This is a genomic window from Streptomyces sp. NPDC013187 (assembly GCF_042899705.1).
GTDB lineage: Bacteria > Actinomycetota > Actinomycetes > Streptomycetales > Streptomycetaceae > Streptomyces > Streptomyces hawaiiensis_A.
Genome location: NZ_JBIBAF010000004.1, coordinates 50,538 through 70,792, shown reverse-complemented (window position 1 = coordinate 70,792; position 20,255 = coordinate 50,538). Strand labels below are relative to the sequence as shown.

Sequence of the window (20,255 nt, the reverse complement as noted above, 5' to 3'; positions counted from 1 at the left end):
CTTGACCACGGCTACGCCGCGCCCCACCGCGCTGCCGCACGCGCTTCTCGCACCGCAGCCCTGCCAGTGGCTGCCGCACGCACCTCTCGCACCGCAGCCCTCCGAGCAGCTGCCGCACGCACGCCTCGTGCCGAAGCCCTCCGTGCGCACCGCCCGACCGGACGAGGCCGCCGCCCTGGCCGCCCTGTCCCGCCCCTTCGTACGCTCGGGCGCGCTGCGCGAGCGCCCCGTCTCCCTCTACGCCACCCGGGCGGCCGACTTCCTGCTGCTGGAAGCCCCCGACGGCACACTCGACGGCTGTGTGGGTCTGCGCACGTACCCCGCGGACGCGGGCCGGAGCACTTGCGAACGCCCAGGCGTCGTCTACAACTTCTGCGTGGCCGCGCACCGGCAGGGGAGCGGAGCGGGAGCGGGTCTCTTACGCGCCGTGCTCGCCATGGCACGAGCCCGGTCGCTGGACGCCGTGTTCACGGCGACCACCGGGGGCGCCGGACTGTTCCTCCGCTACGGGTTCACGCGGACGACGCCCTGTCAGGCGCCCCGCTCCTGGGCGGACTCCCTGGACCCGCGGCGCAACGCGCAGGTCCTGGTCAGCAGGGGGTGACCGCGTCGGGCACCACCGTCGTGCCCGGGCCCGACTCGCTGAGCACACTGCGCAGCACCGCGTGCGGCACGCGCCCGTCCACCACGTGCGCCGCGCGCACTCCACCGCGGACGGCCCGCAGGCAGCCCTCCATCTTCGGCAGCATCCCACTGGCCAGTCCGGGCAGCAGCTCGTCCAGGGCACGGGCCGTCAGACGGCCGATCACCTCGGTGCTGTGCGGCCAGTCCGCGTACAGCCCCTCCACATCGGTGAGCATCACCAGCCGCTCGGCATCGAGGGCCACGGCGAGGGCCGCGGCCGCGAGATCGGCGTTCACGTTGTAGACCTGTCCGTCCGCGCCGCGTGCGACGGGGGAGACGACCGGGATGTGGTCCTGCTCCAACAGGGCGCGCACCATGGCGGGGTTGACGTCCACCACGTCGCCGACGAGACCGATGTCCACCGCCCGGCCGTCCACCCGGGCCGGACGCCGCTCGGCGGTCATCGTGTGCGCGTCCTCCCCGGTCAGACCCACGGCGAAGGGACCGTGGGCGTTGATGTGACCGACCAGCTCCCGCTGCACGCGACCCGTCAGCACCATGCGCACCACGTCCATGGTCTCGGGTGTGGTCACCCGCAGCCCTGCCTCGAAGCGGCTCTCCAGACCGAGCCGGTCCAGCATCGCGCTGATCTGCGGCCCGCCACCGTGCACGACGACCGGCCGCAGCCCCGTATGCCACAGCTCCACGACGTCCCGGGCGAAGGTCAGTTGAAGACTCGGGTCCACCATGGCGTTGCCGCCGAACTTGACGACGACGACAGCGCCCCGCAGTTCCTCGGGCCGGAGAAGTGCCGGGACGGACGGGTCCTCTTCGCGGGAGGCTGTCACGGTCACGCGGTCACTCCGTTTCACGGCGGGGCCGGGTAGACCCGGGCCAGGGGAGCACGCTTCACGCTTTAGCTTAGCCTAACCTAAGTAATGATCCGCCCGCCTCGTCAGTCCGTGGAGCCCCGCAACCTCGGTGTAGCGCATGATCTCGCCGCCCGCTCCCCACGTCCCGTCCGGCTGCTGTTGTATGAAGGCAAGCACGGCACGACGCTCCCAGTCGGCTCGGGCACGCGTGACAGCGCCTGGACCGGGGCGTGCCCTGAACGGGGATCTCGGCGCCGTGGTGCGCTCCACCTCCATCCCCATCGCCACCGGCGAACGGCTCCACTCCCGCAGGGACTTCCGCTCGGTGCTCTCCGACGGCATCGCCGTGGCCCAGCCCGGCATCAGCCACGCCGGCGGCATCTCCGAGACCCGTCGCATCGCCACGATGGCCGAGGCCTACGACGTCCTGGCGGCACCGCCCGCCTGCATCCATGGGGGGAGAACCCCTGCGCGGCTCTCCCTCACCGGCCCCGCCTCTGGGCGAAGGCGTGATACCGCCCGGCGGGCAGCTCTCCGTAACCGCCGCTCGCCAGGCCGTCGAGATCCGGGATGCCGATCTCCGTCATGTACCGCTGCTCAGGTGTGGCCGCAGTGGTCCGGGGAGGTCATGCCACCGCGTTCAGCAAGTCGGCCAGTACGTCGGGCCGTTCCAGGGCGATGAAGTGGCCGGCCTTCGGCACCTGCGTGAAGTCGGCGGCCGGCAGCAGCCGCTTGTCGGCCTCCCGGTCCGAGGGCCGGGACCAGTCCTTCTCCCCGTAGACGAGGTGGACGGGGGCCTTGACCTCGGGATAGCGGGAGCGGGCCGCGATGAGGCTGGGCAGGTTCCGGTAGACGGCCCGGGCGACGGCCGGGTAGCCGGGACGGCCGCCCACCTTGAGCAGCTCGTCCACGTAGTCCTCGCGCAACGCGCTCTTGTCGCCGAGGCCGCCCTGAAGGATCTTGCGGAGAGCGGGCTTGGGCTCCACACCGGCGATCACCGGGCCCAGTCCGGGCGCGAGGACACCGCTGACCACCACCCGGGCGAGGAGGCCGGACCGGGCGATCCCGCCGCGGAAGTCGTAGGTGTTCACAGCGACGACGCGTCGGACCCGCTCCGGCAGATCGGCCGCGGTGGTCAGGGCGAGCACCGCTCCCATGGACTCCCCGACCAACGTCACGTCGTGGAGGTCGAGTTCGGTCAGGAGCCGCTCGACGCCCGCGCGCATCGCCGGCTCGTCGTACGACGCGCCGGGCACGATCTCGGAGTAGCCCATCCCCGGCAGATCGAGGGCGTACACGGTGTACTGCTCCGCGATCGACGGGATGAGGAGACGGAAGTGCTCGGCCTGGGTACGCACGGTGTGCAGCAGGACCAGCGGGGCACCGCTGCCCGCCTTGAGGTAGCGCAGTGTTCCCTGGCGGCTGTGTCGTCCTGCGCGCGGGGCGATGGTGTGGCTGGTGGTCCCCGAGATGTGAATCGTGGGACGTGACTCGTGGCTGGGCATCTCGCCGTCTCCCCGTCCTCTTCCTACTTCGCCAGTTGGGCGTACAACCCGGCCGGATCGCCGGCCAGGCCCGCCTTGACCTGGCGCGTGATGTCGTCGGCGAGCACTTCGTACGCGCCCGTCTCGACGCCGTCGAGGGCGAGGGCGGCGACGTCCCGAGGGGCGGACTTGGGCGCGTCGACGTCCGCCGCCAGGTCCGTGTCGACGTATCCGACGTGCAGTCCGGTGACGGAGATGCCGCGCGGCTGCAGTTCCAGGCGCAGGGAGTTCGTCTGCGACCACAGGGCGGCCTTGGAGGCGCTGTAGGAGCCGCCGAGGGCCAGCCAGGACAGCACGGAGTGCACATTGAGGATGTGGCCGCCGCCGTTGCGCTCGATGACCGGTACGAAGGCCCGGGCGACCAGCAGCGGGCCGTAGAAGTTGGTCTCGAACTCCCGGCGCACGTCGTCGACCGGGGAGTCGAGGAAGGAGGCACCGACCGCGGCACCGGCGTTGTTGATCAGTACGGTGACGTCGTCCGCCCGGGCGGCGGCCGCCGCCACGGAGGCCGGGTCGGTGACCTCCAGCTTCACCGGGACCGCGTCGGGGTGCGTCACGCTGCGCGGGTCGCGGGCCGTGGCGTAGACCTTGGCGGCTCCGCGCGCGTACAGCTCCTCCACCAGCGCCTTGCCGATGCCCCGGCTGCCGCCGGTGACGAAGACGTTCGCGCCCTTCAAAGCGGTCATGACTACCTCCACTGCAGAGTGAGAAACCGATTGGTTTCCACCACAGTAAACCGATCGGTTTCCGGGTGCAAGCTCATGCGGGGGAAGCAGCGCGTGGGCCGACCTCGGCGTGGCGTTCCGTATCCGTGGACCCCCGGGACGGTGAGCTCTCCACCTGTCTGTCCGGCCCGGTCGATGTCGGCTACTCCGGAACGGTGCCGGGGGTGACAGGGAGGCGGAGGGCGGGGGCAGGGGGGTCCTCGACGCCGGAGAGGGTGCCCGTCAGGCTTTCGACGTACAGGGTGATGTGCTCGCCTCGCAGCGTGGACGTCGAGCCCGGCGCCCCGTCGATGTGCTGAATCCGCGGGCCGACGGATCCGGCGGAGTGAGTCCCGGAGCATCGGGCGGAGTGAGTCCCCGGAACAGCCGGCGCAGTGAGTCCCCGGCGGGGTGCCCGTGGTCACCGGCACCCCGCACGCACGGGTCAGCCCACGATGAGGGGGACCGGCTTGTCGGCGGTGTCGCCGGCCGGTGCGTCGGTCTGCCGCTGCTGTGGCTGTAGTCGGTGTGCGCCGTCGCGGTCTCCGGGATCGGCGCGCTCACCCTCCTCGCGGTCTTCGGCGCGCCCGCCATGCTGGTGGTCACGCTGGTCTTCATCGGGATGGCGGTGCCGACGGCCGGGGCCACCACCCCCATCGAGGCCCTGCCCGGCTTCTACCGCTTCCTCGCGGAGTTCGAGCCGCTGCGGCGGATCGCCGGTGGTGTCCGCTCGATCCTCTCCTGCGACGCCCGAGTAGACCGCGGTTCCGGCGTAGCGGCAGGCGCTCCCCGAATCACCCGAGGACGGGCCCACCGATCGGGGGCTCCTCGGCGATGGTCTGTCCCCAGGCCGTCGCCGAGCGTCCGCGCGGAACTCCTTGGAAACCGATCAGTTTTCATTCTGTCGGAATCGAGTTAACCTCACAGCATGACCACCGAAGTGAAACGTAGCCCCAGGGAGCGGCTGCTGGAGGCGGCGGCGACGCTCACCTACCGGGACGGTGTCGGCATCGGCGTCGAGGCGCTGTGCAAGGCGGCGGGAGTGTCGAAGCGCTCCATGTACCAGCTGTTCGAGAGCAAGGACGAACTGCTCGCGGCGAGCCTGGAGAGACGTACTTCCGCCTACGTGGCAGCACTCCTGCCCGCGGCGGGCGACGGCCGTTCACCCCGGGAGCGGATCCTGCATGTCTTCGAGCGGGTGGAATCGCTGTCCGCCGCGCCCGAGTTCTACGGCTGCCCCTTCTTGGCTGCGCAGATCGAGCTCAAGGACCAGAGCCACCCGGCGAGCCGGGTGGCCCATGGGGTCAAGGAGAACCTGACCGCCTTCTTCCGCGCCGAGGCCGAGCAGGGCGGCGCGAGCGATCCCGGGCTGCTGGGCCGGCAGCTCAGCCTGGTCTTCGACGGCGCCAGCGCCCGCGCGGGCATCGGGGCGGACAAGCTGACGGGTCTCATCGCCCCTACGGTGATCACTCTGCTCGATGCGGCAGGCGTGCGCTGACCTGTCGCCCTCCCGAACGCTTCCGCACCGCCCGTCGTTCGGGGCAAGTCCCACAGCCGCAAGAGCGTTGCCGAGCATGCCGCAGGCAAAAAAGCTCGCGGTCCGGTCGGCATCGGCCCTTGTCCGGGAAGAGCCGGAAGAGACACGGCCGCGTGACGCCGACCAGCCTGGCGATCGTCGCGGTGGTGGTGCCGTGGTAGCCGGTGATCGCGAACTCGGCGATCGCCGCGCGGATGACGCTCTCAAAAGACCCTGACCCGGATCATCGGCCGCGGAGGATACGGCGCATCACCGTCGAGCTGGAAACCCTGTTCGGCCGCCCGGCGAAGACCGTGCGGTGGGCTCTGGAGAACCAGCCGCGCATCCGAGAACTGGCGGCTGCCTGAGTCGCTGACGGTCCGGAGCGGAACAGGTCGCCACGCCGGAGTGCTCGTCCTGAGGACTCCGGCGCGTGCGGACGGGCGTGGTCGCCCAGTGGCCGGGACGGGCGTCATCAGGCCCAGCCGCCGGGGTTCGTTCTGAATGGCCCTCACCACGCTGCGCGGCCGAGCGAGCCGGGAGGACCTCTTCACGCTTCTCCTGCCCGGGGGTCAGGGCGCTCGCCTGACCTCCCAGGCTTCCGCCGCCGGCTACTTCGTCTTGCGGTTCGCGGAGAAGTCGGGCTCTTTCCCCAGCGCTGCGATCGTCTCTTCCATGTCGCGGACCTTGCGGCGCAGTCGCACCAGTTCCTCGCGCTCGTCCACGGTCAGCGCGCCCGCCGGGCCTTGGCCTCGCTCCGCCGCCAGCTCCTCCGCGATCGCCGCCGCGAACGCGTCCACGTCTTCCTCGGTGGTGTCGAAGGAGGTCATCCAGCGGACCTCGCCGGCCTGCTCGTCCCAGGTGTAGAAGCGGAAGCGCTTCTGGAGACGCTCGGTGACGGCCGGCGGCAGGACGGCGAAGATCTGGTTGGCCTCCACCGGGCGGGCGATCTCCAGGCCCGGCAGGTCGCGCACCGCCTCGTACAGCCGCTGGGTCATCGCGTTGGAGTGGGCCGCCGAGCGCAGCCAGAGGTCGCCGCCGAGCAGCGCCTCGAACTGCACCGATATGAACCGCATCTTGGAGCCCAGCTGCATGCTCGTCTTGCGCAGGTGGGCCATGCCGCGCACCGCGCCCTCGTTGAGCACGATCACCGCCTCGCCGAAGAGCAGCCCGTTCTTGGTGCCGCCGAGCGAGAGGACGTCCACACCGGCGTCGGTGGTCATCTCGCTGAGGGACACGCCGAGGGTGGCGGCGGCATTGGCGAGCCGGGCGCCGTCCAGGTAGACGAGCATGCCGAGGCCGTGCGCGTGGTCGCAGATCGCACGGATCTCGTCCGGCGTGTAGCAGGTGCCGAGTTCGGTGGACTGGGCGATCGAGACGACCTTGGGCCGGGCCCGGTGCTCGTCCTCGAAGCCCCATGCCTGACGGTCGATCAGTTCAGGGGTGAGCTTGCCGTCCCATGCGGGCACTGTCAGGAGTTTGATCCCGGCGACCTTCTCGGGCGCCCCGCCCTCGTCGACGTTGACGTGGGCCGACTCGGCGCAGACCACGGCGTCCCAGCGGTCGAGCATGGTCTGCAGCGCGACAACGTTCGCGCCGGTGCCGTTGAAGACCGGATACGCGTGCGCGGTGGGGCCGAAGTGGCCGCGCACCACTTCCTGGAGGCGCTCGGTGTAGACGTCGGCGCCGTAGCTGACCTGGTGGCCGCCGTTGGCCAGGGCGATCGCCGCGAGGATCTCGGGGTGCACGCCCGCGTAGTTGTCGCTGGCGAAGCCGCGCTCGTCCGGGTCGTGTCGTCGCTGTACGGTCATGGTGCGCTCGCTTACTTGTCTCGGTCGGACGGGTGTGACACATGGGATCCGGACGGGGTGCGGGCCGGTCCGCTCAGGCCGCCGGCTGCGTTCACTGCGGGCCTTCTCCAGACCGCGCACCAACGGCGGCGCGGCGAGCCCGAGCAGGGCGAAGAGCGCGGCGAGAACCGGCCAGCCGGTCCCCGCCGCGCCGACGACCAGGGAGGCCATCAGCCACGGCCCGGCGAACTTCTGGAGTCCGCGCCCCAGGGAGAACACCGACTGGTGCTCCCCCCGCCGGTCCGCCGGGGCGAGCCCGAAGGACAGGCCCCAGCTCGCCGACCAGCAGGGCCGCGCTGTCCGGGAGCGACGACCCGCAGTCCCATCTCGGCCGCGACGCCGATGAGGGCGGCGCCTCCGGAGGAGGCGGGCTCGACCACGAGGACGCGCGCAGGACGAAGTGCGTCTGTGTGCGGCAAAGCGAAATCCCCCGGGGCAGAGCTGTCAGGACCGCACTCACGATCGCATTCCTGGTCGGTATCTTTCTATCCGGGCGCCTTGGCCCTGGTCAATGGATCACCGCAAAATATGCTGCGAGAGCGAGCCTGGACCGCACATTTTCCGGAATGAGAGGCTCATCCGTGCCTGTTCGCCTCCCGGAAGGGCCGCACTGGAACTCCCCCTCGCGCCGCCGGCTCAGGACCGCGCGCCCGTCCCGGTGTCCGAGGACGCGTCGACCCTGGTCCTGGGAGCCGGACTCGCGCCGTCGAGGATCGCGTCCAGCGTTCGGCGGACCTCGCGGCCCGGGCCGACCGCGAGTCCCTCGCCGAGCCGGCGGACGAGACACGCGTACACCGCGTGAGCGTCATGGGTGCGCCCGTCGTCGTGCAGCGCCGACATCAGAAGGGCGACTCCGCGCTCCCGGAGCGGATGCTCCCCGACGTGCCGGAACAGACGCGGGATCACTGCGCTGCCGTTGCCCGCCGCGATCGACAGGGCGAAGTACTCCTCGGCCGCGACCGTCCGCTGCTCCTCCAGTGCCGCCGCGTACGAGGCGAAGCTCGGCACGTCGAGCCCGTCGTAGACGCCGCCGCGCCACAACGCCAGCGCGCGTTCGTACAGTCCGAGGCTCGCCTCCGTCCGGCCGAGCGCCTTCGCCGACTCCGCCTCGGCGCAGAGCCGGGAGAACACGACGTGGTCGATCCGGTCGACCTCGATGGCGAACACGTATCCGTCCCGAACCCGGTCGAGGGACACCTCTTCGGTGCACGAGGACGCGATCGCGCGCCGAATGGAGCCGAGGCAGTTCATCACCTGCTCGCGTGCCGTCCGCGGGGGATCGTCGTCCCACAGCGCGTCGATGAGCTTATGCGTGGAAATGAATGCGTTCGGTCGCGTCATCAGAGCGGAAAGAATGACCCACTCGCGCCTGCGGTTCACGCCGATGCTGGACCGGAGAGGCTCGGCACGGGGCTGCCCGAGAATCCCGAAGTCGGGCATCGGCCATCCTTTCGACAGCAGGAACGGGACCAAAGGCGCGCCAAATGCCGAAAAATCCCACGCCCGCGCCTTCGAGAGTATATGCGGCGCAGGATTCTCTTTTGCGGCCGAGTGCGACCTTCTTGGGGACTCTTTGGGACTGTCTTGACACCCGCCCCCTTCTGGCAAAGTCAGTACATTCAGGCACCCCCCGGCGATGGTCCGGCGATGGGGCGGCGATGGGACGAGCTGCCATCTTCATGCGCCTCGGCTCACCGGCATGGAGAAGGACCACCCTATGGATCAGATGGTTCTCAAGGCGCAGCAATGGGTCAATGCAACATATAGAGGCGTATCCGGGTACAACCCGTGCACAGAGAATGGGATGACGGGCTGGGAGACGATCTACTGCCTCACGCGGGCTCTCCAGCACGAGCTCGGCATCACCACCCTGTCCGACAACTTCGGGCCGACGACATGGGCCGATCTGAAGGCCTACGGCCCGGTCGGGCGGGACTCCGGCAACATCAACATGCGGACCATCGCGGAGGCCGCCCTCTACTGCAAGGGCTACAGCGGCGGCGACATCGACGGCGGCTTCAACGTGTCCACCGGCGCCGGCCTGACCGCGCTGGTGGCGGACATGGGTCTGCCAGGTCCGGAGGTGCCCGGCTCCCAGATCTACGACGTGGAGCCGAAGGTCTTCAAGGCACTGCTGACCATGGACGCGTACGTGCTCACGTCCGGCGGCTCCAGCATGATCCAGACCTGCCAGCGCTGGCTCAACGACGCCTACTACGGGAAGGGCCAGTTCTTCATCGGACCGTGCGACGGCCACTTCTCCCGCAATGTGCAGCAGGCCCTGGTCCTGGCGATCCAGTACCAGATGGGCCTGACGGACAGCCAGGTCACAGGCTCGCTCGGCCCGACCACCGAAGGTGCGCTCAAGACGACCGCGTACGTGGCCGACGGCTCGCAGGACTCCGGGGACGCCGGATGGGTCCGGTTGTTCCAGTGCGCGGTCGCGTTCAACAACTACGACAACCACTGGGGGGACGGCGGCGGGACGTTCACCTCCGATCTGGCGGCCACGGTGACGGCTTTCCAGAAGTTCTGTTCGCTCGACGCCACCGGCGCCGCCGATTACGAGACCTGGATGTCCCTGCTGGTCTCGACCGGGGACCCGGACCGCAAGGGCACCGCGTTCGACTGCATGTATCCGCTGAACGCGACGACGATCCAGACGGTGAAGAGCAACGGGTACTCGACGGTCGGCCGCTACCTCATAGGCGGCACGAACAAGGTCCTGACCAACTCCGAGATCGCGCTCATCTTCGACAACGGCCTCTCGCTCTTCCCCATCTATCAGGACGAGGGAAACGCGCTCATCGACTTCAGTTACCCGCAAGGTGTCGCAGCCGGAAACGGTGCGGCCGAAGCGGCGACCTCGTTCGGCATCCCGTACGGCACCGTCATCTATTTCTCGGTCGATTTCGACGCGACCGACGACGACATCACCAGCGCGATCATCCCGCACTTCCAGGGCGTCAACAACGGCATGGCCGCGATGGGCAGCCAGTACGCGATCGGTGTGTACGGGTGCCGCAACACCTGCATCCGCCTCGCAGCCGAGGGCCTCACCACCAGAAGCTTCGTCAGCGGCATGTCGACCGGCTACAGCGGCAACCTCGGCTATCCGCTCCCGGACAACTGGGCCTTCGACCAGATCAAGGACTTCACGCTGGCCGCCGGCACCAGCGGCGCGGTGGAGATCGACAACGACATCGCCTCCGGCATGGATCCGGGCATCGACAGCGTGACCCGGCCACGCGATCCCAACGACGCCTTCTACACGTACCTGATCTGGGTGGAGGCCAGGGCCGGCCAGTGGATCGACCAGGGGCACACCGACCGGTCCGCGCAGGAGCTGGTCGCGCAGTACCTCCGGGCCCGGACGTCGCAGTACGTGTTCACGGGCTCCGACACGGTCTTCGGCGAGCTGGACCAGGGCTTCATCGATTTCGTGAACAGCTATCCCGACGAGCCGTACGCGGGCCCGCTGCGCGACCCCGACCTGCTGTGGGACTCCGACGTGGACCACTTCGGCGCGTCCTGCGGCGCCGTCATCACCAGCGGGATACCGGGCGACCTCACGTCGTCCAACCTGACGGACTTCGGGAGCTGGGGCGGCGATGTCGTCAGCGTGCTGGCGCAGTTCTACCTGAGCGGGCTCTCCGACGACCAGGCATACACCTACGCCGCGGGTCAGATCGGCGGCAAGGGTGACAACACGTACTTCTCGCTCGACGACCTCCTCGCCGACGCGGACGCCTATGTTCTGGGCTATCCCGTCAGGCAGGGCTCCAGTCAGCCACTGTCGACGGGGTTCAAGGCCGGCTACGCGTCGTCCGGCGCGGCCGTGGCCCGGCGGGCGACGTTCTACTCGATCCGCTTCGGCAGCTCGCCCGCGACGGTGGCGGCCGCCGCCATGAGCGCCATGACCAGCGACGCCGCAGACCCGGAGATGGCCGCCATCCGGGACGCCTTCTGGGTCAGGACGACCAAATCGGTGTCCTGCCCGACTCCCGGGTCCATGTCCGACGCCGCCCTGTCCGGTGTGGCGAACGCCTTCAAAGACGCCGTCATCCAGTACTGCTCGTGACGAATCGAGGATGTGACATGTTCGACCCGAAGGTCAGCCGTCGGCAGGTCCTGGTACTCGGAGGTCTGACGCTGGGCGTCGGCGCGGTCACCGTTGCCGGTATGGGCCCGGCGTGGGCCGACACCGCGGCCGCCGCCGGCGTGGAGCTGGTCCCGGTCGGCGCGAGCCCGGTCGCGGTCCTGCCGGGTGTCGGCGTCCAGCCTGCCGCGTTCCCCAGACAGCTGGCCGTGCAGGTCAGGCACGCGGGCACGGATCTGCCGGCCGGGACCCAGGTGACCATCAGCTACGACCCCCGGCTGTACTCCCCGCTGCCCGCGGCCGTCGCCACCGTGGGCGACCGCCGGCTGCGCTCCACGAGCACCATCACAACCGACTCCAAGACCTCGGTGACCGCCTGCACGGTCACCTTGACCGAGGACCTCCCCGCGGGCAGCGACCCGGTGGTCGTCGTGGGAACCGCGTTCCCCGTGCTCTACCCGTACGACCTGGTCGCCGGGCCCACCGGTGCCAGCGCGGCCGTGCACCACAAGAACGTGCGGCCGGCCGGCCGGCGGAGCCTCCAGCCCGGGCGTCCGCACGCCTTCGGCGCAGTCGCCACGCCGTGGGGCCTGGAGGTCAGCGGCGTGTGGAACCGTTACGAGTGGGCGAACGGCAAACGGTGGTACTACTACCCGGCGCGGATCACGTTGAGCGGCGTCGGACCGGGCACCGCACCCGTGGCCGCGTCCTTCTCCGTCGCGCTGGACCCCCAGGTCGTCTCCGACGTCAGGATCGTCGGCGCACGGCTCAACGGCAAGGCGCACGACGCGGGGGTGCGGCTCCTCTCGGACACCCGGACCGCGTCGCTGTTCGAGACCCGTTGGACCACGCGCGTGAAGCTCAGGTCCGGCGACCGGCTCGACCTCGGGCTGGAGGTGAAGACCCGGAAGCCTTCGGGTGACCTGCCGTCCGTCAAACACCCGACCGTAGGGTTGATCGACATGGGCAACCACATCACCCAGCGGCAGACCGGCCTGACCTCGATGTCGCGGAGCGATTCACAGTGGACATAGTCCCCGGTTACGTGTTCATCCTGCCTGCAGTGATCGTCGCGGGATGGATCCTGTCGTGGTGGGGAGCCCGGCGGGTCCGGTGGGTCCTGCTGTCCGCCGCGGCCGTCGTCTCCGTGCTCTGCGTCGTCATCGGCTGGCACGCGATGGGGCCGCCGGCGGACCCGCGGACCGTCGACTGCTCGTCCAGCTGGGCGTGCACGGACCCGGGTTCGCTCTACGTGGTCGGGGCCGGGCTGCTCGGTTTCGCATGCTGCCTCGTGCTGTTGCTCCTCACGCTCGTGGGCGAGGCGATTCTGATCCGGCGGGGACGTCGGACCTCCGCCTGACGGTTCGCCGGCCGGGTCAGGTGCGGAGCCCTGCCAGACACCGAAGGGTGTCTGCCGCGATGCCTTGGCCGACCCGAATCCGTCTCGTCGCAGCAGCTCACGGACACAGCTCAGGCGCTGGCGACGCTCGTGGTCAACGGACTCCTCGCGCCTTCAAGGAGGCCATGTCGGCCCGCTCGTGCTGCCGTCGGAGCGCAGGTGACGTAGCCGGTGATGCTCATATCGGTCACGGTGTTGCTGTTATGGTGCTGTCCGAGGAGGTGGGACGTTCCGTGGCAGCATCTGGGCGTGCGCGAGCAGGCGCGACACCGACTCGGCGTTCTCCGGGGCGGCCGCCGGTGCCGTTGGAGCGCATCGTCGCTACAGCACAGCTGATCGTGGACGAGGAGGGCTCCGACGCTCTCTCGATGCGGACGCTGGCCCAGCGCCTGGGCTCGGGGACGGCGACGCTGTACCGGCACTTCGACAACCGTGCGGCTCTGGTCGCTCATGTCGTGGACCGCATGTTCGGCGCCGTGGAGCTGAACGGCGACGAGCTCCTCGCGATGGGCTGGGAGCGGGCGCTGCGGACGGTGGCGCACACCATGTTCGACGCCTTGGCCCGGCACCGGAACGCGGCGCGTCTGCTGGTCGAGCAGATTCCCGTCGGGCCGAACGCCATGGCGCTGCGGGAGCGCTGTGTCGCGGTGCTGCTCGGCAGTGGTTTCCCGCCACGAGTGGCCGCGTACGCGTATGCGACGCTGTCCCGCTACGTCCTCGGGTTCGCGGTACAGGCCAGCGGGCACGGTGGCGCCGGACAACCCGACGATGCACAGCCGACGGCCGTGTTTCAGAGTGTGGATCCGCACCTGTTCCCGGCTACCGCGGCCGTCGCCGGGTCGATGCCGGTTCCGATCGAGGACGAGTTCTCCTTCGGCCTCGAACTTCTTCTCAGCGGGCTTGCCCGCCTGCGCGACGAGGTCTGACCGGGCGACGTGGTCATGCGGACACGTTCCGGAGATGGACCGCTCCTTCGGGCAGATCCCGTTCCGCGGCCAGTGGCAGCTCCAGGGAGGTGAGCATGTCCCGGTAGCGTTCCGCCAGTTGGGAAGGGGTTTTCCTGCTGAACACCACCAGCTCCCGGAAGCAGCCGGAGCCGATCCGCCGTGCGTGGCGGGACCAGTGCAGAGGTACCGCGTTCTCCGGTGCCACCGTCACACCGATCCCCTCGACCGCGAACAGGAGCGCCGCCGACACCTGGCCGGTGCGCGCCACGGCACGGGGAGTGAACCCGAAGTGGCCCGCGAGGCGGTCCACCACTTCGCTCATGCCCTGTTCCGGCTCGTAGAGCACCCAGTCGGCAGCGGCCAGCTCGGCCGGGCTCGCGGATGTGTCCGGCGGGTGCTCGGCAGGGCCGATCACCACCATCTCCTCGTACCCGAGGGAATGGACCGGCCCTTCCCAAGGGTGGGGTCGTGGACCGACCGCGATGTCGCCCTGCCCGCCGCGCAGGGCCTCTTCGAGGTCCCGGCGGTGTGAGTAGTCGTGCAGCCGCAGCACGGTCGAGGGGTACGTCGAGTGCCAGCGTGCCGCGGAGGGAGGCAGGATGCCCGAGGCGACGGACCGTACGGTCAGAACATGGACGTCGCCTTGACGGCCCTCGACCACCTCGCGCACCGAGTCCCGGGCGTCCTGGACGACGCGGAGGACGTCCTGCGCCCGTGGGAGGAAGACACGGCCGGCGGGAGTGAGCGTCACCCCCTGTCTGCCACGCTCCAGCAGAACCGCGCCCAGCTCCTTCTCCAGAGCCCCGATCTGCTGGGAGAGCGAGGGCTGCGTGACATAGAGCCGTGCGGCCGCTCCGCTGAAGGAGCCGGACTCCCACACCGCCAGGAAGTACTCCAGCTGACGAAGCTGCATTCGATCAAGCTACCGGAGCGGACGTCGCGCGTCGCACCCGCGGTGTGCCGACAGCGGTCGGCGCCCCCGGTATGCGGGGTCACTGCGGATCATGCCGTGACCACGACCCTGCTGTCCTTGCGGGCCAGCCGGGTCAGCAGGTAGTCGACCTCGCCGCGGGCGCGCGCGGACAGCGCCGCCCCGGGCTTGCGCTGGGCGTCGGAGGACAGGATTCCGCGCCGCTTCATCACGTACTTGCGCACCGCCAGACCGACGCCCGGTTGCTGTTCGTAGCGCAGCAGGGGCAGGTGGGCGTCGAAGATGTCATGGGCAGCGTCACGGTCGCCGGCCGCGGTGTGGCTCACCACGTCGACGAGGAGCTCGGGTACGCAGTAGCCCGTCATGGCACCGTCGGCTCCGCGCTCCGTCTCGAAGTCCAGGAAGAGGCCGCCGTTTCCGCACAGGATCGACAGCCGGGGCATCGCTCCGTCGGCCTGCAGTTGCCGCAGTGCGCTGATCTTTTCCAGGCCCGGCCAGTCCTCGTGTTTCAGCATCACGCATCCGGGTGCGACGCCGGCGATGCGGGCGATGACGGCGGGGGACATGACGACGGAGAAGGAGAGCGGGTAGTCCTGGATCACGAACGGCACGTCCTCGCCGATGGCGGCCGACGCCCCCTCGTAGTAGCCCACGATCTGGTCGTCGGTCCGCAACGTGTTCGGTGGAGCGATCATGACACCGTCGGCACCGGCTGACATGACGTCAGCCGTCAGGGCCCGCATCGCGGCGTAGCCGGGTGCGGACACTCCCACGACGATCGGCAGGGCGGTGCGCTTGATGACGTACTGGACGATGCGCACGCTCTCTTCGTGGGACAGCTTGGGAGCTTCACCCAGCTGGCCCAGCAGGGTCAGTCCGGTGACACCGGCGCATCCGTAGAAATCGATCAGTCGGCCGAGTGAATCGAAGTCGATCGCACCCGATTCATCGAAAGGCGTCGGTGCGATGGCGTAGACGCCGGTGGTGTCGCGGGACAGCGGTGCCACTTCTGCCTCCTTGAATTCTGGTTTCTGTTTTCAGAGACTCGCGATGAGGCCGCCGTCGACACGAATGACCGAACCCGTGATGTAAGAGGCCTGACTGCTTGCGAGAAAAGCGACGGTGGCGGCGTATTCGCGCGGTTCGCCATAGCGGCCCGCAGGGATCGAAGCGACGCTCTCGGCGGAGGTCTCCTCAACGGACTTGCCCTCCCGCTCGGCCTTGGCCCGATCCAGGAATCTCGTCCGCTGGGTGCCGATCCGGCCGGGAACGACCACGTTGCAGGTGACGCCGTCGGCCGCCACTTCCCGGGCCAGCGTCTTGGACCAGCCGAGCAGGCTGCCACGCAAGGCGTTCGACAGCCCCAGGTTGGGGATAGGGGCGATCACGCCGGAACTGGCGCTGGTGATGATCCTGCCCCAGCCGCGGCTCCTCATCAGCGGCGCAACCCTGTCGGTGATCGCGATCACCGGCATCACCATGGACCGGAAGTGCTTCAGCCAGGTCTCCGGATCCTGCCCGCCGGCCGGCGAGGGCGGCGGCCCGCCCGTGTTGTTGACCAGGATGTCGACAGGACCGAGAACCCCCTCGACCGTCGTGATGTGCCGGTCGATCGCGCTCAGATCCTCGAGGTCCCATTCCAGGGTCACGGCCCTTCCGCCCAGGCCGGCCACCGCCTCGACGGTGCGCTCGGCAGCCTCGGGACTGATGTCCGCCACGGCGACGCCGGCGCCCTCCCCGGCGAGGGCCTGCGCAATGGCGCCGCCCAGACCCCCACCTCCGCCCAGCACCAGTGCGGTCTTGCCTGAGATTCCCAGATCCACAGCTTCACTCCTCGGGCGGGGCCCGTTCCTCGGCCGTACGGCCAGTGGCGATGTCCGTCGCTACCGGACGACCCTTCCACGGAGCTGCGGTGATTCTCCAATAGGATTTCCTCGCAAGACGTATAAGGGATGCCTATGCGCCGGGGATGGGAAATCAGTGGTGCCGACCTGCACGATGGTGCGGGGAAAGGACCGTTTCCATTCGCCGATTCCCGACGCATGCCCATGGCCGTGACTGGAGGCCCCTATGTCCTTGCCGAAAACCATGCAGGCCGCAGTGCTGGGTGAACCCGGCGCCCTTGCCGTCACGGAACTGCCCGTGCCGCAGGTGGGGCCCGAAGATGTCCTGGTGCAGGTCCGCAGGGCGTCCCTGTGCGGAACGGACCTGAAGATCCGGAGCCGGCACTTCTTCAAGGACGGCGGCCCCGCGGCGGGGGAGTTCGTGCCAGGCCACGAATACGCCGGCGTCGTGACCGCGGTGGGCAGCGACGTGCACGAACTCCGCGTCGGCGACAGGGTCGTGACGGAGGCTCACCGCGGCTGCATGCGCTGCCCCAACTGCCTGGCCGGCGCCTACACGGACTGCCTGAACTACGGCCTACGGCAGACCGGGCATCGAGCGCAGGGGATGACCGTCAACGGCGGATTCGCTCAGTACGCGCTCAATCATGTGTCGACCCTCCACCGGCTGCCGGACAGCGTCGACTACGACGCGGCGGTCGTCCTCAGCACCGTGGGTACGGTGATGCACGCTTTCGACGTGCTCGGCACCCTTCTCGCGGGATCCACCGTCGCAGTGCTGGGCCCCGGCCCGATAGGCCTCCTCGCGACGCAGGTCGCGCGTGAACTCGGCGCGAGGACCGTCGCCCTGGTCGGCACCAGGGAAGCGAGGCTGGCCATCGGCAAGTCCTTCGGCGCGGACCTGGTCGTCAACTCCCGGGCACATGACGCCGTCGTCGCGGTCCGCGAGGCGACCGACGGGACCGGCGCCGACATCGTGCTGGAATGCTCGGGCGCCCCGAGTGCGGTGGACGACGCCCTGCGCATGGCCAAGCGGTCCGGGAAGGTCGTCCTCGTCGGGTTCTTCGAGCAGCCCGTGCAAGCCGACCTGAACCACGCCGTGATGAACGGCATCTCGATCCAGACGGTCCGTGGGGAGGGTGCCGGCTCGCTGGCCCGCGCCGTGGCCCTCGCGGCCCGCGGTCGGCTCCGCACCGCGGAACTGGTCACCCACCACTTCGCGTTGACCGACGTCTCAGAGGCCTACGACACCTACGCAGAGCGCCGGGGCAACGCCATCAAGGTCATGCTGGACATCTCCGAGGACCCGGAGTCGACTCGTGCCCGGTGACGGAGCAGCCCCTGCGCCCCACGTCCCGGCAGCCGGGCGGGAGAAGGCGGCGACCGCCATGGCCGAGGCCGCCGCCGCCTGGCTGGGCAGTCTGAGCGAGGACCAACTCCCGCTCGCCGCCTACGACTCCCCGCTCAACCCGGCTGCGGAGGCCGAGCGGCTGCGCTGGTTCTACACGCCCACGGAACACGGCGGGCTCGCCATCCGGGACCAGAGCCCCCGCCAACAGAGCCTGGCCATGCAACTGGTGGCCACCGGACTGTCCACCGCGGGCTACGCCACGGTCACCACCGTGATGGGCCTGGAGAACGTACTGGACCAACTGGAAGGATGGACCGTCCACTGGGGCCGGCAGCGCGGACGCGACCCCGGCCTGTACTGGCTCAGGACTTTCGGCAGCCCCGGCGATCACATCTGGGCATGGCGACTCGGCGGCCATCACATCTCTCTGAACAACCTCGTCGTCGCCGGCCGGCTCGTCTCCACAACCCCCTGCTTCATCGGCGCCGACCCCGCCACGACCGAGCTGCTCGGAGGCAGTCTGCGCCCCCTCCAGGGCCCCGAGGACACCGCGCGCAGACTGGCTCGCAGCCTCGACGCGGACCAGTTCCGGCGTGCTCTGCTCCACCCCTCTGCCGTGTCCGACATCGTGTCCGGCAACCGGCCCCACGTCCGACACGGCGACACGATGATGCACATGCAGGACCTGTGGCGGGGGCGCTTCGCGGATCCCGCCCTGGACCGCCTCGTCGACGACATCGACCGCTGGGCGGAGGAGGGCAGCGGATACACCGACCGCGACCATGCGCGCGTGGCCATCACGCTTCCCCCCAACGGCATCAGCGGCCGCGACCTGCACGAAGAGCAGCGACATCTGCTGCGCCGACTTGTCGCGCTCTACACCGGACGGGCACCCGAGTTCCTCGCCGACGCCTACGACACCCACTACGCCTCCGACACCGTCCTCGACCTGGTCCACTTCGGCTGGGCAGGCAGTACGGACGCCGGGGAGCCGCACTACTACCGGGTGCAGGACGTCCGCATCCTGATCGAGTACGACAACACCCAACGCCACGCGAACCACGCCCACTCGGTGTGGCGTGACCTGACCTCCGACTTCGGACTGGACGTGCTGGCCGAGCACCGGGCACACATCGCACACGAGTGAGGCGCGTACGGCGGGCGTCGTAGGTCCGTTGCTGTCGTACCGTCCAACGCGGCCCGGAGACCGGACAGGGCTCAGCAACCGGTCCGGGGTGTCGGTCGGGAGCCGGGCCGCGTCAAGCACCCTTCCATCAGTACCGTTACCGAAAGCCTCCCGGGAACCGCAGCAACCTCATGGAACTCGCCTTCCGGGAACTGGGGAGCGGGTGGGCCGTGAAGACCGTCCGCGCACGACCCAGCGATCGGGAGCGCTCCCAACATCCTTGGCGGCTGTCTTCGATCCGGGTCGCCAGTCGGGCGCTGACGCTCTTCACGCCGACTCACGGACCTGCAGCTCCGTACGGAGGATGACGTGGCGGTAGGCCACCGACGGCTCTTCCATGTCCTCCAGCAGCAGCCGGATCATGGCCCGCCCCATCTCCTCCAGCGGCTGACGCACCGTGGTCAGGCGTGGCTCGGTGCGCTGAGCCAGCGGAAAGTCGTCGAAACCGATCACTGCGACGTCCTGCGGTACCCGCCGCCCTGCCGCACGCAGTGCATGCAGGGCGCCCACCGCCGTGGTGTCCGACGCGGCGAGTACGCCGTCGATCTCCGGGTGCCGCTCGAGCAGTTCCGCCATGGCGCGGCGCCCGCTCTCCTCCGTGAAGTCGCCCTCGACGACCAAGGACTCCTCGTACGTCAAGCCGGCCAGCGCCAGAGCATCCTGATAGCCCCGCAGCCGGCACTGGGCGACGTACATGTCCAACGGCCCCGCGATGGTGGCGATCGCTCTGCGGCCCCGTGCCAGCAGATGGGAGACGGCGCTGCGGGCACCGCCCACGTTGTCGGCGTCCACGTAGCTGACGTATTCGTCGCCCGAGCGGCGCCCCAGCATCACGGTCGGCAACCGGGCCTCGGCCAGCATGTCCGGCAGCCGGTCTCCGGCGTGCACGGACAACAGCAGGACTCCGTCGACCCGGCCGCCGCGGGCGTACTCCAGGAAACGCGTGCGCTCGGTGTCCGAGCGGACCAGGGTCAGCATCAGCTGCATCCCGGTGTCCGTCAGCGCGTCCCCGAGCGAGCGGACGATCTCCGAGAAGAACGGCTCGGCGAACACTCTCCAGTCGGGCTCCGTCAGAACGAGAGCGACGGCGTCAGTGCGCCGTCCGGCCAGGGAGCGGGCCGCGAGATTGGGCACGTACCCCAGTTCCTGGATGGCTCGCTGCACGGCTTCGCGCGTCGACTCCTTCACGCCGGCCGCGTTGTTGATGACACGGGAGACTGTGCCCCGCCCCACCCCGGCGCGAGCGGCCACCTCTTCCAGCGTCGGCGCACCGGGGCGTCGCCTGCCCATGACCACCTCCCCCACGAGATCATCCGATCTTACGGGGCGAAGGAACGGGGCACACGGCTTCGAGGCGTGACCTGGGCTCTGTGGGTCGAAAGACGTCT

Annotated in this window: 18 protein-coding genes and 3 pseudogenes; 11 read left to right on the top strand and 10 right to left on the bottom strand. The window is 69.6% G+C overall.

The window, feature by feature from the left end:
• Position 1: 1 nt before the first annotated feature.
• The gene (locus ACFY5B_RS08920) at positions 2-604 is read left to right on the top strand and encodes a GNAT family N-acetyltransferase (RefSeq protein ID WP_389966662.1); all 603 of its coding nucleotides are present in this window, start codon (positions 2-4) and stop codon (positions 602-604) included.
• Here ACFY5B_RS08920 and argB read toward each other — a convergent pair.
• A complete protein-coding gene (argB, locus tag ACFY5B_RS08915; RefSeq protein WP_389967698.1) occupies positions 591-1,472 on the bottom strand; it encodes an acetylglutamate kinase in 882 nt (293 codons plus the stop codon). The genes ACFY5B_RS08920 and argB overlap by 14 nt on opposite strands.
• A gap of 271 nt (positions 1,473-1,743) precedes the next feature.
• Between argB and ACFY5B_RS08910 the strand changes: the two are divergent.
• Positions 1,744-1,935 (top strand): annotated as a pseudogene (locus ACFY5B_RS08910) (enolase C-terminal domain-like protein); the annotation flags it as partial.
• A 187-nt stretch (positions 1,936-2,122) separates the two neighbouring features.
• Here the strand turns inward: ACFY5B_RS08910 and ACFY5B_RS08905 are convergent.
• Complete coding sequence (locus tag ACFY5B_RS08905; RefSeq protein ID WP_389966659.1) at positions 2,123-3,001, bottom strand: alpha/beta fold hydrolase; 879 nt, start codon at positions 2,999-3,001, stop codon at positions 2,123-2,125.
• Positions 3,002-3,024: 23 nt separating this feature from the next.
• Positions 3,025-3,726: an SDR family oxidoreductase gene (locus ACFY5B_RS08900; protein WP_389966656.1), complete on the bottom strand. Its 702-nt coding sequence runs from the start codon at positions 3,724-3,726 to the stop codon at positions 3,025-3,027.
• A gap of 520 nt (positions 3,727-4,246) precedes the next feature.
• On the opposite strand from ACFY5B_RS08900, the pseudogene ACFY5B_RS08895 reads away from it, so the two are divergent.
• Together ACFY5B_RS08895 and ACFY5B_RS08890 are read left to right on the top strand one after the other, a co-directional pair.
• Positions 4,247-4,510: pseudogene (locus ACFY5B_RS08895) on the top strand (DUF3533 domain-containing protein); the annotation flags it as partial.
• Positions 4,511-4,672: 162 nt separating this feature from the next.
• Positions 4,673-5,242, top strand: a complete 570-nt coding sequence (locus ACFY5B_RS08890; protein WP_389966653.1) for a TetR/AcrR family transcriptional regulator — start codon at positions 4,673-4,675, stop codon at positions 5,240-5,242.
• 118 nt (positions 5,243-5,360) lie between these two features.
• Here the strand turns inward: ACFY5B_RS08890 and ACFY5B_RS08885 are convergent.
• Positions 5,361-5,477 (bottom strand): annotated as a pseudogene (locus ACFY5B_RS08885) (helix-turn-helix domain-containing protein); the annotation flags it as partial.
• Between ACFY5B_RS08885 and ACFY5B_RS08880 the strand changes: the two are divergent.
• Complete coding sequence (locus ACFY5B_RS08880) at positions 5,446-5,628, top strand: hypothetical protein (RefSeq protein WP_389966650.1); 183 nt, start codon at positions 5,446-5,448, stop codon at positions 5,626-5,628. The pseudogene ACFY5B_RS08885 and the gene ACFY5B_RS08880 sit on opposite strands and share 32 nt — an antisense overlap.
• A 243-nt stretch (positions 5,629-5,871) precedes the next feature.
• Here ACFY5B_RS08880 and ACFY5B_RS08875 read toward each other — a convergent pair whose 3' ends face one another.
• Positions 5,872-7,071 (bottom strand): threonine aldolase family protein, encoded by a 1,200-nt coding sequence (locus ACFY5B_RS08875; protein ID WP_389967696.1) that lies wholly within the window; start codon positions 7,069-7,071, stop codon positions 5,872-5,874.
• Positions 7,072-7,746: 675 nt separating this feature from the next.
• Positions 7,747-8,550, bottom strand: a complete 804-nt coding sequence (locus tag ACFY5B_RS08870) for a BTAD domain-containing putative transcriptional regulator (RefSeq protein ID WP_389966648.1) — start codon at positions 8,548-8,550, stop codon at positions 7,747-7,749.
• A 364-nt stretch (positions 8,551-8,914) separates the two neighbouring features.
• On the opposite strand from ACFY5B_RS08870, the gene ACFY5B_RS08865 reads away from it, so the two are divergent.
• The 4 genes from ACFY5B_RS08865 to ACFY5B_RS08850 all read left to right on the top strand — a co-directional run bounded on the left by ACFY5B_RS08865 (position 8,915) and on the right by ACFY5B_RS08850 (position 13,534).
• Positions 8,915-11,191 (top strand): glycoside hydrolase domain-containing protein, encoded by a 2,277-nt coding sequence (locus tag ACFY5B_RS08865; RefSeq protein ID WP_389966645.1) that lies wholly within the window; start codon positions 8,915-8,917, stop codon positions 11,189-11,191.
• A gap of 17 nt (positions 11,192-11,208) precedes the next feature.
• Positions 11,209-12,243: a hypothetical protein gene (locus ACFY5B_RS08860; RefSeq protein ID WP_389966642.1), complete on the top strand. Its 1,035-nt coding sequence runs from the start codon at positions 11,209-11,211 to the stop codon at positions 12,241-12,243.
• Positions 12,234-12,569, top strand: coding sequence for a hypothetical protein (locus ACFY5B_RS08855; protein ID WP_389966639.1), 336 nt, complete (start codon positions 12,234-12,236; stop codon positions 12,567-12,569). Before ACFY5B_RS08860 ends, ACFY5B_RS08855 begins: the two co-directional genes overlap by 10 nt.
• A 338-nt stretch (positions 12,570-12,907) precedes the next feature.
• On the top strand, positions 12,908-13,534 hold the full coding sequence (locus tag ACFY5B_RS08850) for a TetR/AcrR family transcriptional regulator (RefSeq protein WP_389966636.1): 627 nt from the start codon (positions 12,908-12,910) through the stop codon (positions 13,532-13,534).
• A 13-nt stretch (positions 13,535-13,547) separates the two neighbouring features.
• On the opposite strand, the gene ACFY5B_RS08845 is transcribed toward ACFY5B_RS08850, so the two are convergent.
• From ACFY5B_RS08845 to ACFY5B_RS08835, 3 genes are all read right to left on the bottom strand, one after another.
• Positions 13,548-14,468: a LysR substrate-binding domain-containing protein gene (locus ACFY5B_RS08845; protein WP_389966633.1), complete on the bottom strand. Its 921-nt coding sequence runs from the start codon at positions 14,466-14,468 to the stop codon at positions 13,548-13,550.
• A gap of 89 nt (positions 14,469-14,557) precedes the next feature.
• Entirely contained in the window at positions 14,558-15,493 is a 936-nt protein-coding gene (locus tag ACFY5B_RS08840; protein WP_389966630.1) for a dihydrodipicolinate synthase family protein, read from the bottom strand.
• A gap of 30 nt (positions 15,494-15,523) precedes the next feature.
• Positions 15,524-16,309 (bottom strand): SDR family oxidoreductase, encoded by a 786-nt coding sequence (locus ACFY5B_RS08835; protein ID WP_389966628.1) that lies wholly within the window; start codon positions 16,307-16,309, stop codon positions 15,524-15,526.
• Positions 16,310-16,556: 247 nt separating this feature from the next.
• Here ACFY5B_RS08835 and ACFY5B_RS08830 point away from each other — a divergent pair, with 247 nt between their 5' ends.
• Both ACFY5B_RS08830 and ACFY5B_RS08825 read left to right on the top strand, forming a co-directional pair.
• On the top strand, positions 16,557-17,660 hold the full coding sequence (locus ACFY5B_RS08830; RefSeq protein WP_389966625.1) for a zinc-binding dehydrogenase: 1,104 nt from the start codon (positions 16,557-16,559) through the stop codon (positions 17,658-17,660).
• Positions 17,650-18,828 carry a DUF3500 domain-containing protein gene (locus ACFY5B_RS08825; protein ID WP_389966622.1) on the top strand — a complete coding sequence of 393 codons (1,179 nt, stop codon included), beginning with the start codon at positions 17,650-17,652 and terminating at the stop codon, positions 18,826-18,828. Before ACFY5B_RS08830 ends, ACFY5B_RS08825 begins: the two co-directional genes overlap by 11 nt.
• A 306-nt stretch (positions 18,829-19,134) precedes the next feature.
• On the opposite strand, the gene ACFY5B_RS08820 is transcribed toward ACFY5B_RS08825, so the two are convergent.
• Positions 19,135-20,157 (bottom strand): LacI family DNA-binding transcriptional regulator, encoded by a 1,023-nt coding sequence (locus ACFY5B_RS08820; RefSeq protein ID WP_389966619.1) that lies wholly within the window; start codon positions 20,155-20,157, stop codon positions 19,135-19,137.
• Positions 20,158-20,255: the final 98 nt, after the last annotated feature.

Excerpts from the sequence above, each read along its gene's own strand:
- ACFY5B_RS08890 (WP_389966653.1), top strand. The coding sequence starts at position 4,673 with ATGACCACCGAAGTGAAACGTAGCCCCAGGGAGCGGCTGCTGGAGGCG.
- ACFY5B_RS08900 (WP_389966656.1), bottom strand. The coding sequence starts at position 3,726 with ATGACCGCTTTGAAGGGCGCGAACGTCTTCGTCACCGGCGGCAGCCGG.
- ACFY5B_RS08820 (WP_389966619.1), bottom strand. The coding sequence starts at position 20,157 with ATGGGCAGGCGACGCCCCGGTGCGCCGACGCTGGAAGAGGTGGCCGCT.
- ACFY5B_RS08860 (WP_389966642.1), top strand. The coding sequence starts at position 11,209 with ATGTTCGACCCGAAGGTCAGCCGTCGGCAGGTCCTGGTACTCGGAGGT.
- ACFY5B_RS08905 (WP_389966659.1), bottom strand. The coding sequence starts at position 3,001 with ATGCCCAGCCACGAGTCACGTCCCACGATTCACATCTCGGGGACCACC.
- ACFY5B_RS08845 (WP_389966633.1), bottom strand. The coding sequence starts at position 14,468 with ATGCAGCTTCGTCAGCTGGAGTACTTCCTGGCGGTGTGGGAGTCCGGC.
- ACFY5B_RS08830 (WP_389966625.1), top strand. The coding sequence starts at position 16,557 with ATGTCCTTGCCGAAAACCATGCAGGCCGCAGTGCTGGGTGAACCCGGC.
- ACFY5B_RS08870 (WP_389966648.1), bottom strand. The coding sequence starts at position 8,550 with ATGCCCGACTTCGGGATTCTCGGGCAGCCCCGTGCCGAGCCTCTCCGG.
- ACFY5B_RS08875 (WP_389967696.1), bottom strand. The coding sequence starts at position 7,071 with ATGACCGTACAGCGACGACACGACCCGGACGAGCGCGGCTTCGCCAGC.
- ACFY5B_RS08865 (WP_389966645.1), top strand. The coding sequence starts at position 8,915 with ATGACGGGCTGGGAGACGATCTACTGCCTCACGCGGGCTCTCCAGCAC.